This is a genomic window from Pseudodesulfovibrio sp. (assembly GCF_028692895.1).
Taxonomy (GTDB): domain Bacteria; phylum Desulfobacterota; class Desulfovibrionia; order Desulfovibrionales; family Desulfovibrionaceae; genus Pseudodesulfovibrio.
In genome coordinates this window covers 79654-95229 of sequence record NZ_JAQUWN010000005.1, presented here as the reverse complement: position 1 = coordinate 95229, position 15576 = coordinate 79654, and the positions used below count along the sequence as shown (strand labels likewise).

Here is a 15576-nt window from a genome sequence, read left to right as displayed (position 1 = left end):
GATCATGTCGCCGGGCTTCAGGCCCTCGCGGATCACCACCAGCGAGTTGCGCTCGAAGCCGAGGGTCAACGGCTGGTTGACCACCTTGCCGTCCTCCTCGACCTTGAAGATGGACTTCATGCCCTGCGTGTCCATGACGGCGCGCACGGGCACGACCATGGCGTTCTTCACGTTTTCCACCAGCAGCCGGACCTTGGCGTACTGGCCGGGCCGGAGCAGCCCCTCGGGGTTGGGAAACTTGACGCGCACGCCCAGGGTGCCGGTGCGCGGGTCCACAGCCCGGTCCACCATGTCGAACACGCCGTTGTGGTCGTATTCGTCGCCGTCGGCCAGGATCAGCTTGAGCTCGCTCTCCTCGGCGTGGTCCACCTTGCGGCTGCGCCGGGCGCGCAGATAGTCGGCCTCGGTGACGCTGAAGGAGACGTAGACCGGGTCCACGGAGGACACGGTGGCCAGCAGGGTGTTCTCGCCCTGGCCCACCAGGTTGCCCACGTCCACCTGCACGCGGCCGATGTCGCCGTCCAGCGGAGAATAAATGGAGGTGTAGCCGAGCTGGATCTTGGCGTTCTCCACCTTGGCGGCATTGTCGCGCACCTGGGCCTCGTAGGTGGCCAACTGGGTCTGGTAGCTCTCGTATTCGTCCCGGCTGACCACGTTCTCCTCGTAGAGCTTCTTGAAGCGGATGAAGTCCTTGCGCGCCTTCTCGACCAGGGCCTGGTTATACTCCAGGCCGGACTGGGCCTGCTTGAGGTCCTCGTTGAAGGGCTTGGGGTCGATGACGAAGAGCAGGTCGCCCTTCTTGACGCGCGCGCCCTCCTTGAAATTCTTCTTGAGCAGGAATCCGGCCACGCGCGCCCGCACGTCCACGGTCTCCACGGCGCTGATGGTGCCGATCAGCTCGGCCCAGTAGGGCATGTCCCTGGTCTCGACCTTGACGACCTTGACCGGTTTCGGTCCCTGCGGCTCCGCCTGCGCCTGTTTTTTCTCCTTGTCCGAACAGCCGGACAGGAGGACGCAGGACAAAGAAACCATGAACAATATTTGAAAAACAGGCATGACGATACGCATGACGCACACTCGGCAGGTTGGCGGGGTCAGTCCAAAAATCCCTCAAACGCCTGTTCAGAATACACATATCCCGCTATTATGTACAACCCCCTTGAACCCTTTACCCCTTCAAATTGTTGACGGCGGGGCCCCGACGCCTTACTTTTCCCCAAAACGTCCATCCGGGACCGCGGGAGGAGCCATGGCCGACGAAAAAATCTGCAAGGAAAACCCCATGAAGGGGATTCCGCTGGACATCAATTTCACCACCTTCATCTATTCCCTGTCCTCGTCGGCCGTGGTGGCGCTGGGCGAGGCCGAGGACCCGAGCACGGGCAAGGTCGAGTTCCAGCCCGAGATGGCCAAGCACACCATCGACGTGCTCGGCATGCTCAAGGACAAGTTCGACAAGGGACTGGACGAAAGCGAAAAGAAGCTGCTGTGCGAGATCGTGTACAACCTGCGCATGGCCTACGTGAACAAGCTGAAATAACGGGGAGACGACAATGTCCCAGATGATAAAGGCCGGGCTGGTGGGCGTCACCGGCTACACCGGCATGGAGCTGGCGCGCCTCATGGTCCACCACTCGTCCATGGAGCTGGTCTGCGCCACCTCGCGCTCCGAGGCGGGCAAGACCCTGGCGGACATCTACCCGTTCCTCAACCGCCTCCCCCTGGGTTCCCTGGTCATCACCCGGCCCGACCCGGCGGAGCTGGCCCGCGAGTGCGACGTGGTCTTCCTGGCCGTGCCGCACAAGACCGCCATGGAGATCGCCGCCGCCCTGCTCGCCGAAGGCGTCAAGGTGGTGGACCTCTCGGCCGACTTCCGCCTGAACGATCAGGCCACCTACGAGCAGTGGTACGCCACGCCCCACACCCACCCCGAGCTGCTCGCCGAGGCCGTCTACGGCCTGCCCGAGCTCTACCTGGACAAGATCATGGGCGCGCGGCTCATCGCCAACCCCGGCTGCTACCCCACCTCGGCCATCCTCGGCCTGGCCCCGGCCGTTTCCGCCGGGCTGGCGGAGAGCGACGGCATCGTGGTGGACGCCAAGTCCGGCACCACGGGCGCGGGCCGGGGGGCCAAGGTCCCCTTCCTGTTCTGCGAGGTGCACGACAATTTCCGGGCCTACGGTCTGCCCACCCACCGCCACACGCCGGAGATCGAGCAGGAGGTCTCCAAGCTGGCCGGGACCCCGGTGACCCTGTCCTTCAACACCCACCTGCTGCCCATCGACCGGGGCATCCTCTCCACCATCTACACCCGGCTGACCCGTGAGGCGACCCTGGACGAGGTCCACGCCCTGTACACCGAATTCTACGCCGACAAGCCGTTCGTCCGCGTCCTGCCCCAGAAGCAGTTGCCCGAGACCCGCAACGTGCGCGGCACGGTCTTCTGCGACATCGGACTGGTGGTGGACCCGCGCACGAACCGGCTCATCATCCTCTCGGCCATCGACAACCTCTGCCGGGGCGCGTCCGGCCAGGCGTTGATGAACGCCAACCTCATCTGCGGCCTCGATCCCGACGAAGGGATTCCGATGGCCCCGATGATGCCCTAAGACGACGCATCTCCCCGGAAGGCGGCCCCGCTTTCCTTCCGGGGAGGCTTGGCGTATCCTCCCGGCCATGCTCGACCCCAGACAGGCAAAGGACACCATCGCGGCCGTGGCCACCCCGCCCGGCGAGGGCGGCGTGGGCATCGTCCGCATCAGCGGCCCGCAGAGCCGCGCCCTGGCCCGCGCCCTGTTCCGGCCCAGGAGCCCGTCCTTCGCCGATTTCATCCCCCACCACCTGCACTACGGCCACCTGATCGACCGCCAGGGCCGCGTCCTGGACGACGTCCTGGCCGCGTTCATGCCCGGCCCCCGCTCCTTCACCGGCGAGGACGTGGCCGAGCTGCACTGCCACGGCGGCCGGGCCGTGCTCTCGGCCGTGCTGGACGAGCTCCTGGCCGGGGGCGCGCGGCTGGCCGAGCGCGGGGAGTTCACCTACCGCGCCTTCCTGAACGGCCGCATGGACCTGACCCAGGCCGAGGCCGTGGCCGAGCTGATCCACGCCCCCACCAAGGCGGCCGTCCACCTGGCCCAGGTCAAGCGCTCCGGCCTGCTGGGCGAGCGCATCCGGGCCCTGCGCGCCCGGCTGGAGGCGCTGCGGGCCAAGCTCGTCATCGCCGTGGACTTTCCCGAGGACGAGGTGGAGTGCCTCTCCCCGGACGAATTGATCGGGACCTGCGGCTCGGTCCGCGCGGACATCGAAACCCTGCTGGCCGGGGTGGACCGCGCCCGGGCCTGGCGCGAAGGACCGCTGGCCGTGCTGGCCGGCCGGGTCAACGCGGGCAAGTCGAGCCTGATGAACGCGCTGCTCGGCCGCGACCGGGCCATCGTCACCGACCAGCCCGGCACCACACGCGACTACCTGGAGGAATCCCTCAACCTGGACGGCCTGACCGTGCGCCTGGCCGACACGGCGGGCATACGGGCCACGGACGACCTGATCGAGGCCGCCGGGCTGCGCATGGGCCGCGAGCTCATGGACCGGGCCGACCTGGTCCTGCTCCTGGCCGACGGCTGCGCTCCGCCGGACGCCGACACCCTGGACGCGGCATCGGGCCTGGCCCCTGAAAAGGGCCTGGTTCTGCTGACCAAGGCGGACCGCGACGATTTCGCCCCCGAAAACGGCGGGCCCCTCGCGGCCCTGGGCTTCGAGGTCCTGGCCGTGTCCTCGCGCAGCGGCGCGGGACTGGACCGGTTCTGCGCCCGGATGCGCGAGCGGCTCCTGGGCGGATCTGGCCAGCCCGACCCGGACGAGCTGGCCCCCAACGCCCGCCAGGCCTCGGCCCTGGCCGACGCGGCCGAAGAGCTGGGCCTCCTGGCGCTGGACGCCGGGGCCGGGGTGCCCTATGACCTCCTGGGCGTGCGGCTGGAAACGGCCACCACGGCGCTTTCGGGCATCACCGGCGACATCGCGCCCGAGGACGTGCTCCATTCGATCTTCGACAACTTCTGCATAGGGAAATGACCATGACCGAAGCGACAGACACCATCGAGACCATCGACGTCCGGCACGTGACCTGCGGCCTGGTGCCGCTCATGCAAACCCACCTGGGCGGCGCGGACCCCGAGCAGCAGGCCCTGGAATTCCAGGTCCGCCAGGGCATCGAGACCGAGCTGTGGAACTCGTTCGGCACCGGCACGGACTGGCGGCTGACCGAGATCCGCAACGACCTCTTCCACGACGTGGCCCGCTTCGAGCGCCAGGAGGTGAGCGAGCTGGACCCGCTGGGCCTGATGGATTTCTGATCCCGAATCGACCGCAACCCCAGGAGGCGACCATGCGCAAGGACACGACCGACAACAGCGCCGTCATCGAGGACATCCTGAACCGGGCCGAGGTGCTCTGGCTGGCCCTGGCCGACGCCGACGGGCCCTACTGCGTGCCCGTCAACTTCGCGGCGGCCGGGAATGTCATCTACATCCACTCCGGGCTCAAGGGACGCAAGGCCGACTGCCTGGAGTCCGGCGCGCCCCTGGCCTTCTCCACCGCCGTGGACGTGCGGCGGCGGGCCGGCGGCGACGACGCCTGCGACCAGGGCTACCATTTCCGCTCCGTCATGGGCCGGGGGGCTCCCCGCCGCCTCGCGGGCGACGAGCTGACGACCGGCCTGGACGCCATCACCCTGAAACACCTGGGCCGGATGCTCCCCTACAAGGAGAAGGTCCTGCCCATCACGGCGGTATACGCCATAGACATCGAATCCGTGACCGCACGGGTCAAGGAGTAGGTTACCAATGATCATCTGCTATATCGGCGATTCCCTCACCCTGGGCTACGGCGACCCCGCCGGGCTGGGCTGGCCGGGCCGCATCTCCGGCGCGCTGCGCACCGGCGAGACGGACGTCACCTCCTACAACCTCGGCGTGCGGCGCGACACCACCCCCAAGATGGCCGCGCGCTGGAAGGCCGAGGCCGCCCTGCGCCGGATTCCCGGCGAGCCCTGCAAGCTCGTGTTCAACTTCGGCGTGGCCGACCAGGTCAACAAGGTCTCCGAGACCGAGACGCTGGTGGCGGCCGAGGCCATGCTGACCGAGGCCAAGGCCATGGGCGACGTGCTCGTGGTCGGTCCCACCCCGGTGCTGGACGAGGCGCTGTGCTCCCGCATCGCCTACCTCTCCCCGGCCGTCGGCGGGCTGTGCAGGAAGCTCGGCGCGCCCTTCATCCCCCTGCTGGACGTGCTGATGGCCGACCCGGTCTTCACCCAGTCCCTGGCCGACAACGACGACGTGCATCCCGCGGCCCCCGGCTACGCGGCCATGGCCCGGCACCTGCTCGCCGCCCCGGCCCTGCGCGCCTTCTTCGGCCTTGTGGAGGCGCAGCGGTGAGCGAATTCAAGTCCTTCGCCAGCGACAACAACTCCGGGGCGCACCCGGCCATCATGGAAGCCGTCGTCCGCGCCAACCGCGGGCACATGAAGTCCTACGGCGACGACGAAATCTCCATCCACACCGACGACGTTTTCAAGGAGTTCTTCGGCTCCCAGGCGCGCATCCACTACGTGACCACGGGCACGGCCGCCAACACGCTCGGCCTGCGCGCCGTGACCCACACCTACAACTCCGTCATCTGCGCGGAGCAGGCGCACATCAACAACGACGAATGCGGCGCGCCCGAGGCCTTCGGCGGCATCAAGCTGGTGCCCATCCCGTCGAGGGACGGCAAGCTCACCCCCGGCGCCATCGCCCCCTACCTGGGCCATGTGGTCGGCTTCGTCCACGCCTCCCAGCCGAGGGTCATCTCCATCACCCAGCCCACGGAGCTGGGCCGCCTCTATTCCATCAAGGAGATCGAGGAGCTGGTGGAGTTCGCCCACGACCGCGACCTGCTGGTGCACATGGACGGCGCGCGCATCGCCAACGCCTGCGCCGCGCTCGACTGCTCCTTCTTCGACCTGACCACCGCCCTGGACGTGGACCTGCTCTCCTTCGGCGGCACCAAGAACGGCTGCCTCATGGGCGAGGCCGTGGTCTTCCTGAACCCCAAGGTCGGCAAGGGCTTCCCCTTCCTGCGCAAGCAGGCCATGCAACTGGTCTCCAAGATGCGCTTCGTCTCCGCCCAGTTGGAGGAATACCTGAAGGACGACCTGTGGCTGAGGAACGCGCGCAACGCCAACGCCATGGCCAGGCGGCTGGCCGACAAGGCCGGAGCCGTCGAGGGCGTGGATATCCGGGGCCCGGTGGAGTGCAACGCCATTTTCGCCCACCTGCCCATGCGCGCCACCGAGAAGCTGCTCGAAAAATACTACTTCTACATCTGGGACGCCCACGCCCAGACCGTGCGCTGGATGACCTCCTGGGCCACCACCAAGGCGGAAGTGGACGAGTTCGTGGCCGACATCGAGAAGGCCGTCCGGGAGGCGCGATGAACCGCATCTGCGTCTACCTCGGGTCCAACCCCGGCTTCGACCCGGCCTATGCCGAGACCACCCGTCGCCTGGCCGGGGAGCTGGTCAGCCGGGGCCTCGGCCTTGTCTACGGCGGCTCCGACGTCGGGCTGATGGGCCTGCTCGCCAACACCTGCCTGGGGGCGGGCGGCGAGGTCATCGGCGTCATCCCCGAGCGGCTGGTGGAAAAGGAAGTGGCCCACACGGGCCTGACCCAGAGCTTCGTGGTCAGAAGCATGCACGAGCGCAAGCAGAAAATGGCCGACCTCTCGGACGGCTTCATCGCCCTGCCCGGCGGCGTCGGCACCCTGGAGGAGTTCTTCGAGGCCCTGACCTGGAATCAGCTCGGCTACCACGCCAAGCCCTGCGGCCTGCTGGACGTCAAGGGCTACTACGCCTGCCTGTCCGACCACATGGACCGCATGGTCAGCGAGGGCTTCCTGGTCCCGGAGCACCGCCGCATGGTCCTGACCTCCTCGGACCCGGCCGACCTCCTGGACCGGTTCGCCACCTACGACCCGCCCCACGTGGACAAGTGGATCGAGAAGAAAAAGGGGCTGTAACCGGCACATTCCCGCCCATCATTCCGCCCGAACGGGCGGGCCCTGCTGACAATAATTGAGGGGCTGACATGGATACCATGTCAGCCCCTAGATTTTTCGCCTCAAGCGCCCGGTCCCATCCGAAAAGGGAAACGAGCGCCAATCTCTCGATCCACAGGCGCTCATCAGCCGTAAAACCGGCTCAAGGTGCTCCTAATACAAAACAGTTACAGCGGAAGAAACTCGTTTCGCCTTCTCCACGGCGCCCTCAACGTCGTCAGCGAGGGCCAGGGCGACGCCGAGACGGCGGACTCCGGCGCACTCGCCTTTTCCGAAAATCAAAATCTTTGTATCCGCCTCGCGCAGCGCAACATCAACGCCATCAAAGGCGGGCTTGTCCGACGCGCCATTGGACAGGATCACGCACGAAGCGGCGGGTCCGTATTGACGAATACCCGGAATCGGCAGGCCCAAAACAGCTCTTACGTGCAGGGCGAATTCACTTAAATCCTGAGAGATGACAGTCACCAATCCCGTATCGTGCGGCCGAGGGGAGACTTCGCTGAAGATGACGTCATCGTCCTTAACAAAAAGTTCGACCCCAAAAATGCCGCGCCCGCCCAGGGCGTCCGTGATCCTGCGCGCATATTCCCGAGCTTTCGCAAGGGCCGCCTCGCTCATGGGTTGCGGCTGCCAGGACTCGCGGTAATCCCCATTCTCCTGCCGGTGCCCAATCGGCTCGCAAAACGTCGTCCCGTCAACGTGACGCACGGTCAACAGGGTGATCTCATAATCAAAAGGCACGAATTTTTCGACAATGACGCGCCCTTGGCCGGTACGGCCGCCAGACTGGGAATAATCCCAGGCCTTTTGGATATCAGCCTCGCTTTTCACGATGGATTGCCCTTTTCCGGAAGAACTCATGACGGGCTTGACCACGCATGGAATACCGATTTCGGCCACTGCCGCCCGGTATTCTTCTTCCGTATCGGCGAAGCGGTAAGACGACGTGGTCAGGCCGACCTTCTCGGCGGCAAGACGCCGAATGCCTTCACGGTCCATTGTCAGCTTCGTCGCATTGGCGGTAGGGACGACGTTGAATCCCTCTTTTTCAAGCTCGACCAAAGTGGACGTGGCGATGGCCTCAATCTCGGGCACGATATAGTCGGGCTTCTCTTCCGTGACAACTCGACGAAGCGCGTCGCCATCCAACATGGACATGACATAAGAGCGGTGCGCCACCTGCATGGCGGGGGTGTCCGCATAGCGATCAACCACAACGACCTCAATGCCGAGACGCTGTGCTTCAATCACAACTTCCTTGCCAAGTTCGCCGCCACCGAGAAGCATCATTTTCTTGGCCGATGCAGTCTTTGCCGTTCCCAATATAGTCATATCAAATCCTTTGAATTAATTGCATTCATGCGTTGCACAGGGAACCTCTATGCCAAATTTCCCCCGGAATTGAAAGGATTTCCCTTTTCGATTTCAGGGTGAATATGGCCCGCATCGAACCGGTCCGATAACGCGAGGCTTCACCGGAAAGTTGTGGGATGAGCGGCCGAGCGGTGAGATTTTTGGACTGTCCACTCGCACCCGGAAGCTGTCCGCAGGCTGGCGCAGGACGGCGAGAGGCGCGACGGCGTCACGTCGCCGACCATCGGGGAAAGCAAGGGATCGCCCCGGCCGTCCTGGGCTCCGTGGGGTTCCGGGCCTGGAGCCCGTTACTTGCAGACCGCGCTCTCCTTGAGCGCCTTGATCCAGGGGTCCGGGGCGTAGCCCAGGAGGACGGCGTCGCCCGCGATGAGCACGGGCGTGCCCGGGAGCTCGACGGCCCGCGCCAGTTGGGCCTCCTCCTGGACGTGCGGCTCGTGGGCCACCTGGAGCCGGGCGTAGAGCTCGGGCAGCGTGGTCCCCTGGAGCAGCTCGGGAAAGGCGTCCGTGAACTGCATGAGCACGATCATGCGCGCGTCCGTCAGGTCGTCGGTCCTGGGCTGCTTGAGGTCCGTATAGGCGTAGTCGATAAGCTTCTTGAGGTCCGGCCGCCTGACCGAATCCTCCAGAATCCAGGCCGCCATGTCCGAACCGATGAAGGAGCGGCGCGGGAAAAAGGCGAGTCGGACGTTGCGGTAGAGCTCCGGGTATTCCCCCAGCAGCTTGTGGCCCAGGCGGCAATGCCAGCACAGGGGGTCGGTGACCACCACGATGTCGCGGTCGCCAGTGCCCGTGAACCCGACCACGGCGTGGTCGTAGAGGGCGCGGAATTCCGGGGCGCAGCCGTCCGGCTTGGCGGGCGCGTCGCTCCCGGCGCCGGCCGGGACGGCCAGGCAGAGCGACGCCAACAGGGCCAGGGTCAGGGAGAGGCGGATCGTTCGCATGCGCCGGATGGTATACCCTTCCCGCCCCGAAGAAAAGCCCCGGGCCGCGCCCGCCCGGTCAGGCCGCCGCGGAATCGGGCCGGACCACCCGCATGGCCGGGCCGCTCCCGTTGGCCGCCCGGAAGGACGCCACGCCCTCACGCCCCATGAAGCGCGACAGGACCTTGGGGTCCGTGGCCAGCAGGTCCACCAGGATCAGCCCGTCCAGGCAGTTGCCGAAGTCCGGGTCCACGTTGAAGCCGATGATCTTGCCGCCCAGCTTGAGGTACTGCCGCAGCAGCACCGGGATGGACTTGCCCGACTCCACGTCGCTGACCAGGTCGGCCACGTCCTCCGGGTCGCCGAAGGCGGACTCGGGCAGGTTGAAGTCCAGACGGCGCAGGGCCTTGCTTCTGGGCGGGCGCTTGGGCCGCGCCAGCGGGGCCAGCTCGGGCAGGAAGCAGTGCCGCTCCATGAACCCGGTAATCAGCTCGCGCGACACGCCCGAGTATTCGCCGGAGATGGAGACGCAGCCGAACAGCTTGGAATATTTCGGGTTGTCCACCACGAACTGGGCCACGCCGCGCCACAGCAGGAGCAGCGGCTGGTAATTTTTCTGGTATTTCGGGGTGATGAACGAGCGGCCCATCTCCAGGGCCGGGCCCATGTTCTCCATCAGGCCGGGCCGGTAATTGAACAGGGTGGAGGTGTAGAGCCCGTCCACGCCCCGCGCCGCCAGGATTTCGTCGGTCAGGCCGAAGCGGTAGGCCCCGGCCACCTCGCGCTCGTCCTTGTTCCAGAGGACCAGGTGGCGATAGGTGTCGTCGAAGGCGTCGATGTCCAGGGGGCGGCCGGTGCCCTCGCCCACCTGGCGGAAGGTCTCCTCGCGCCGGATGCCGATCTCGCGCAGCAGGCGCGGGATGCGAAAGGCCCCGGCCTGGAACACGGTGAATTCGGGGGTCTCGATGAGGATGTTTTGGTCCGGCAGCGCGGCCACCTCGCTGGCCAGGATGTGCCGCCCGCGCGAGTTGGCGATGGGGGCCATGGCCCTGGCCGACGCGGCGGGGCGGCCGGGCTCCGCCTTGTCCTTGGCGTCGCGGCGCAGCAGGTAGGTGCGGAAGCGCAGGTAGTCCATCATGTCGCCGTCGGTCTGGAAGGCCGCGAGCCGCTGGCTGGCGATGATGGAGCCGAAGGCCACGCGGATGGCCCCCCTGGACGCGAGCCGCAGGTTCTCGTGCGGGAGGAGCACGGTGCGCAGCCGTGGATGGACCAGGCCCAGGGCCTGAAAAAGGCCGCTGTTGCGGCCGTCGAAAAATACGGGAAGGGCGCTGGCCCCGGTCTTTCGGATAATCCGGCCGACCATGGGGCTCCACTGGGGGTCGGCCACCATGCCCTTCTTGACCTTGAGGGAGGAGACCTCGCCCGCCGGGAAGACCACCAACATGCCGCCGTCCTTCAGCCAGCGCATGGCCGACTTGAGCCCGGCGATGTTCTTCTTGGCGGATTCCGCCTTGCCGAAGGGGTCCACCTCGATGAGCAGCTCATCCAGCTCCGGGATCATGCCGAGCATGAAATTGGCCATGATCCGGATGTCGGGCCGCACGTCGCGCAGGATGTTGACCAGGAGCAGCCCCTCCAGCACGCCGAAGGGGTGGTTGCACACGGCCACCAGCGGGCCGGTCCGGGGGATGCGCTGCACGGGCTGGCCGTCCACCTTGAACTGCACGCCGAGCAGCTCCAGGACGCGCTCCGCGAACCGCCCCTCGCCCCCGGCCGCCTTCAGCCGGGCATAGAGCGAGTTGAGCGTGTCCAGGCGCAGAATCTTGGAGAGCGGTTTCTTGACCAGGGAGAACAGGGCGTGGCGCACCGGGTCGCCAAAGGGGGAAGAAAGATCGAGCAGGGGTCCATCCGTCAGGCCGTCCATACATGCCTCCTCAGCAGGTTTGACGGATGCTACGGACAAACCGGGCGCGCTTCCCCCCTCCTCCGGTGACGATTGCTACCGGCCGGTGACGGTTGCCCGGACAATTCGTGACGCCGCGCCGGGCTGGTCTCCGGGCCGGGACGGGCTAATGTGGGCCACGCCCTCCACCCGGATGCGCCAGTGGCCGCCGGGCACGGGCGGGCGCAGGGAGCGCTCCGCCAGATCGGCGCAGAGCAGCCCGCCGTCCGTTCCTCCCGGAAGGCGTGGTCGGCGAACAGGGCCACGTCCTCGGGATCGATGGCGTGCGGCACGGGCTCGGTTGTGGCGTTGGCGGAAGACGGTACTTCGGGCACGGGTTGGCGCATACCGGACATGGGACCTCCTTTTCCTGGAGCCCGAACGGTTGCCACCCCCGATCCCTTTTCCGCGAAACATCCGTTTTTCCTTGCCCCCGACCCGGCCGGGGTGGTGACACGGCAAAAAAATCCATATATACGGAAGCAAACCGAACCTCGACAAAACCGCCAACCGCGTACAGGAGCACGCATGGCCCTCAACCTCAACCTCGCCGGCTTCTCCCGTGAATACCTCATCGGCATACCCGAGCTCGATGAGCAGCACGAAAACTTCTTCACCATGCTCGACCGCATCGCCGAAGTCGCGCCCGACCTCTACCGCCCCCTGGCGGAGGAGGACGTGGACGCGCTGGTGGACGTCGTGGCCGAGCTGCGCGAATACGCCCTGCTCCACTTCCGCACCGAGGAGGGCTACATGAAGGAGGCGGGCTACCCCGGCCTCGGCGAACAGAAAAAGGCCCACAACCGGTTCATCACCGACGTCATCCGCATGGAGGGCGACCTGCTCAACGGGCTGACCATCCCGCCCATCAAGGTGCGCAACTTCATGCACGACTGGTACCGGGAGCACATCCTGACCCTGGACAGGCAATTCGGCGAATTCCAGAAGGGAAACAAGGCGTAAGGCCACGCCCGCCCCCGCCGCGCACGTCCTGCGCCCGCCGCCCCGGCGGGAGCCCATTTTTTTTGCCCCCCGCGCTTGACAGGAACACGGTGGTGTTTATCTATGACCCAGCCTGACGGACCCCCGCCAAAAGGCCGACGGGCCAAGGGGCGAAAAGGGCGGCGACGACCGTCCGCACACCCCGTCAACGGAACAATTACTTATCGGAGGTATAAAGGAAATGAAGCTGAAACCGTTGAATGATCGCGTTCTGGTCAAGCGGTTGGAAATGGAAGAAAAGACCGCCGGCGGCATCTACATCCCGGATTCCGCCAAGGAAAAGCCCATGAAAGGCGAAGTCGTCGCCGTGGGCCCCGGCAAGCTCGATGAAGACGGCAAGCGCGTCAAGATGGCCGTCAAGGCGGGCGACACCGTCCTGTTCGCCAAGTACGCCGGCAGCGAGATCAAGATCGACGGGGAAGAGCACCTGGTCATGCGCGAGGACGACATCCTCGCCATCGTCGACTAGGCTTCCTGCCCTTTCATTACACCCAATTTTTGAAGGAGATATACCATGGCTAAAGAAATTCTCTTCGATGCCAAAGCCCGCGAGAAACTGAAGGCCGGCGTGGACAAGCTGGCCAACGCCGTCAAGGTCACCCTGGGACCCAAGGGCCGCAACGTCGTGATCGAGAAGTCCTACGGCTCCCCGGTCATCACCAAGGACGGCGTGTCCGTGGCCAAGGAGATCGAGCTGGAAGACAAGTTCGAGAACATGGGCGCCCAGATGGTCAAGGAAGTCGCTTCCAAGACCTCCGACGTCGCCGGTGACGGCACCACCACCGCCACGGTCCTGGCCCAGGCCATCTTCACCGAAGGCGTGAAGCTCGTGGCCGCCGGTCGCTCCCCCATGTCCATCAAGCGCGGTATCGACAAGGCCGTCGAAGCCATCGTCGAGGAGCTCGGCAAGGTCGCCAAGCCCACCCGCGACCAGAAGGAGATCGCCCAGGTCGGCACTATCTCCGCCAACAACGACGCCACCATCGGCAACATCATCGCCGAGGCCATGAACAAGGTCGGCAAGGAAGGCGTCATCACCGTCGAGGAAGCCAAGGGGTTGGACACCACCCTCGAAGTCGTCGAGGGCATGCAGTTCGACCGCGGCTACCTCTCCCCCTACTTCGTCACCAACACCGAGCGCATGACCTGCGAGATGGAAGAGCCGTTCATCCTCCTCAAGGAGACCAAGATCTCCAACATGAAGGAGCTGCTCCCCGTCCTGGAACAGTGCGCTAAGATGTCCAAGCCCCTGCTCATCATCGCCGAGGACATCGAGGGCGAGGCCCTGGCCACCCTCGTGGTCAACAAGCTGCGCGGCACCCTGAACGTGGTCGCCGTCAAGGCCCCGGGCTTCGGTGAGCGCCGCAAGGCCATGCTGAAAGACATCGCCATCCTCACCGGCGGCCAGGTCGTCTGCGAGGACCTCGGCATCAAGATGGAAAACATGACCGTGGGCGACCTCGGCTCCTGCAAGCGCATCGTCATCGACAAGGAAAACACCACCATCGTCGACGGCGCAGGCAAGCCCGCCGAAATCAAGGCCCGCATCCAGACCATCCGCGCCGAAATCGCCGATTCCTCCTCCGACTACGACCGCGAGAAGCTCCAGGAACGCCTGGCCAAGATCGTGGGCGGCGTGGCCGTCATCAACGTCGGCGCCGCTACCGAGACCGAGATGAAGGAAAAGAAGGCCCGCGTGGAAGACGCCCTGAACGCCACCCGCGCCGCTGTCGAGGAAGGCATCGTGCCCGGCGGCGGCGTCGTCCTGGCCCGTGCTGGCAAGGTCGCCTCCAAGGTCAAGGCCGCCGATGACGACGAGCTGGCCGGTATCAACATCATCGCCCGCGCCGTGGAAGAGCCCCTGCGCCAGATCGCCGGAAACGCCGGTCTGGAAGGCTCCATCGTCGTGGAGAAGGTCAAGGAAGGCAAGGGCGGCTTCGGCTTCAACGCCGCCACCTGCGAATACGAGGACCTGCTCAAGGCCGGTGTCATCGACCCGAAAAAGGTCACCCGCACCGCCCTGCAGAACGCCGCGTCCGTCGCTGGCCTGCTCCTGACCACCGAGTGCGCCATCGCCGACAAGCCCGAAAAGACCCCCGCCGCCCCGGCCATGCCCGGCGGAATGGGCGGCATGGGCGGCATGGGCGGCATGTACTAAGCCCCCAGGCACACCAGCCGAACAATCAACCCCCCGGCCCGCACCAACGCGGACCGGGGGGTTCTTTTTTTTGATGCCTCCGGCGGCCGGGGGAAGGGGAAGAGGGTGAACCCCGACGTTATAACTTAGTTAGTGGTGTGAGATAATCGGGACTATCCGGGACCATCCGGGATATACCGGGACGGTCAGAACGGAAACGATCTTACAGTATTTGAAACGGTCGAATTAGAGCGGGAGATTGTGCTGCTTGACGCTGCGCTTCGCCCGCTCTTTTTTTATGATACGGCAGATGTGCTGGAACGACAACCCGAACTTCCTGGCCAGCTCGGCCTGGTTGTCGCCGACGAATTCCCCATAAATTTTGGAGTCGCGGGAGTTGATGCGACTGGCCATGTCCTTGGGGACGTAGATCAACTGACCGCCCCAGAGATCGGCGATGTAGCAGGCTGCGGCCTCGCTGAACTCCTTGGCTTGGGGGCGGGGGATGCCGAGGTCCTGGTGGGCCTTGGCTGTCAGGTGGTCGGCCAGGTCCTCCAGGAGCGCGGTGGCTGGCTTGCGCGTATCGTTGCTCATATCTCTATCCATGGGCTTGAGTAGACGCTTGATCCTCTACACGCTGAATCCATTTCTTGATTATCTCGATGACGTCATTGGCCTGATAGGTGTTGAGCCAGGCGTATGAGTCAACCTTGATCCGGCACCTGGTCTTGATGAACGTATTGAGCGCACCGGCGCTGGGGTCCCGTACAGCTCCGAGCCGGTGGAGGTCCTGCCAGAGCACCCATATTTTGCGGGCCTGGCCGTCCACGTTGGGGGGGCGCTTGCCATCCTTGGCGGGTGTACCGGACAGATAGTCCAGGTGGGCGCACAGGTCCTTGAGCTCGGGGATGCTGAGGTCCCTGGTGGAGGACTTGCCGTACCGATCCCCAAGCATCGCATGGTAATCATCGTCGGTCATGCCGAGGACCTTTTGTACGGTCCGGGCCTTGCGTGTCAGGTTTGTCCGCCATTGGCTCTTATTGGTCATGTCTTCCTCGCAGTCGCAGGGAGAGTCATAGATCAATGACCGCCCGCATATCTTACATCTA

17 protein-coding genes are annotated in these 15576 nt (G+C 65.4%); 11 read left to right on the top strand and 6 right to left on the bottom strand.

Annotation, left to right across the window (positions count from 1 at the left end):
- A partial coding sequence (locus PHP91_RS02640; protein ID WP_300136443.1) for an efflux RND transporter periplasmic adaptor subunit occupies positions 1-1032 on the bottom strand: 1032 nt, incomplete at its 3' end.
- 217 nt (positions 1033-1249) lie between these two features.
- Here PHP91_RS02640 and PHP91_RS02635 point away from each other — a divergent pair.
- From PHP91_RS02635 to PHP91_RS02600, 8 genes are all read left to right on the top strand, one after another.
- The gene (locus tag PHP91_RS02635) at positions 1250-1540 is read left to right on the top strand and encodes a DUF1844 domain-containing protein (protein WP_300136440.1); all 291 of its coding nucleotides are present in this window, start codon (positions 1250-1252) and stop codon (positions 1538-1540) included.
- A gap of 13 nt (positions 1541-1553) precedes the next feature.
- Complete coding sequence (gene argC, locus PHP91_RS02630; RefSeq protein ID WP_300136437.1) at positions 1554-2609, top strand: N-acetyl-gamma-glutamyl-phosphate reductase; 1056 nt, start codon at positions 1554-1556, stop codon at positions 2607-2609.
- 67 nt (positions 2610-2676) lie between these two features.
- Positions 2677-4068, top strand: a complete 1392-nt coding sequence (gene mnmE / locus PHP91_RS02625) for a tRNA uridine-5-carboxymethylaminomethyl(34) synthesis GTPase MnmE (RefSeq protein ID WP_300136434.1) — start codon at positions 2677-2679, stop codon at positions 4066-4068.
- A 2-nt stretch (positions 4069-4070) separates the two neighbouring features.
- On the top strand, positions 4071-4349 hold the full coding sequence (locus PHP91_RS02620) for a hypothetical protein (protein ID WP_300136431.1): 279 nt from the start codon (positions 4071-4073) through the stop codon (positions 4347-4349).
- Between the two features lie 32 nt (positions 4350-4381).
- Entirely contained in the window at positions 4382-4831 is a 450-nt protein-coding gene (locus tag PHP91_RS02615; RefSeq protein WP_300136429.1) for a pyridoxamine 5'-phosphate oxidase family protein, read from the top strand.
- A gap of 7 nt (positions 4832-4838) precedes the next feature.
- Positions 4839-5429, top strand: a complete 591-nt coding sequence (locus PHP91_RS02610; protein ID WP_300136426.1) for a GDSL-type esterase/lipase family protein — start codon at positions 4839-4841, stop codon at positions 5427-5429.
- Complete coding sequence (locus PHP91_RS02605; RefSeq protein ID WP_300136423.1) at positions 5426-6469, top strand: low specificity L-threonine aldolase; 1044 nt, start codon at positions 5426-5428, stop codon at positions 6467-6469. Before PHP91_RS02610 ends, PHP91_RS02605 begins: the two co-directional genes overlap by 4 nt.
- Positions 6466-7050 carry a TIGR00730 family Rossman fold protein gene (locus PHP91_RS02600; protein ID WP_300136421.1) on the top strand — a complete coding sequence of 195 codons (585 nt, stop codon included), beginning with the start codon at positions 6466-6468 and terminating at the stop codon, positions 7048-7050. The genes PHP91_RS02605 and PHP91_RS02600 overlap by 4 nt, the downstream gene beginning before the upstream one ends.
- 192 nt (positions 7051-7242) lie before the next feature.
- Here PHP91_RS02600 and purT read toward each other — a convergent pair whose 3' ends face one another.
- The 3 genes from purT to PHP91_RS02585 form a co-directional block, all read right to left on the bottom strand.
- Positions 7243-8424, bottom strand: a complete 1182-nt coding sequence (gene purT, locus PHP91_RS02595) for a formate-dependent phosphoribosylglycinamide formyltransferase (RefSeq protein ID WP_300136418.1) — start codon at positions 8422-8424, stop codon at positions 7243-7245.
- A 329-nt stretch (positions 8425-8753) separates the two neighbouring features.
- Positions 8754-9407, bottom strand: a complete 654-nt coding sequence (locus PHP91_RS02590) for a hypothetical protein (protein WP_300136415.1) — start codon at positions 9405-9407, stop codon at positions 8754-8756.
- 58 nt (positions 9408-9465) lie between these two features.
- On the bottom strand, positions 9466-11310 hold the full coding sequence (locus tag PHP91_RS02585; protein ID WP_300136412.1) for a lysophospholipid acyltransferase family protein: 1845 nt from the start codon (positions 11308-11310) through the stop codon (positions 9466-9468).
- A gap of 546 nt (positions 11311-11856) precedes the next feature.
- On the opposite strand from PHP91_RS02585, the gene PHP91_RS02580 reads away from it, so the two are divergent.
- From PHP91_RS02580 to groL, 3 genes are all read left to right on the top strand, one after another.
- Entirely contained in the window at positions 11857-12291 is a 435-nt protein-coding gene (locus PHP91_RS02580; RefSeq protein ID WP_300136409.1) for a hemerythrin family protein, read from the top strand.
- Positions 12292-12511: 220 nt separating this feature from the next.
- Positions 12512-12799 carry a co-chaperone GroES gene (gene groES, locus PHP91_RS02575; protein ID WP_300136407.1) on the top strand — a complete coding sequence of 96 codons (288 nt, stop codon included), beginning with the start codon at positions 12512-12514 and terminating at the stop codon, positions 12797-12799.
- A gap of 45 nt (positions 12800-12844) precedes the next feature.
- Entirely contained in the window at positions 12845-14488 is a 1644-nt protein-coding gene (gene groL, locus PHP91_RS02570) for a chaperonin GroEL (protein WP_300136404.1), read from the top strand.
- Positions 14489-14713: 225 nt separating this feature from the next.
- Here groL and PHP91_RS02565 read toward each other — a convergent pair whose 3' ends face one another.
- Both PHP91_RS02565 and PHP91_RS02560 read right to left on the bottom strand, forming a co-directional pair.
- On the bottom strand, positions 14714-15061 hold the full coding sequence (locus PHP91_RS02565) for a Mor transcription activator family protein (RefSeq protein ID WP_300136401.1): 348 nt from the start codon (positions 15059-15061) through the stop codon (positions 14714-14716).
- A 4-nt stretch (positions 15062-15065) separates the two neighbouring features.
- The gene (locus PHP91_RS02560; protein WP_300136398.1) at positions 15066-15515 is read right to left on the bottom strand and encodes a regulatory protein GemA; all 450 of its coding nucleotides are present in this window, start codon (positions 15513-15515) and stop codon (positions 15066-15068) included.
- Positions 15516-15576: the final 61 nt, after the last annotated feature.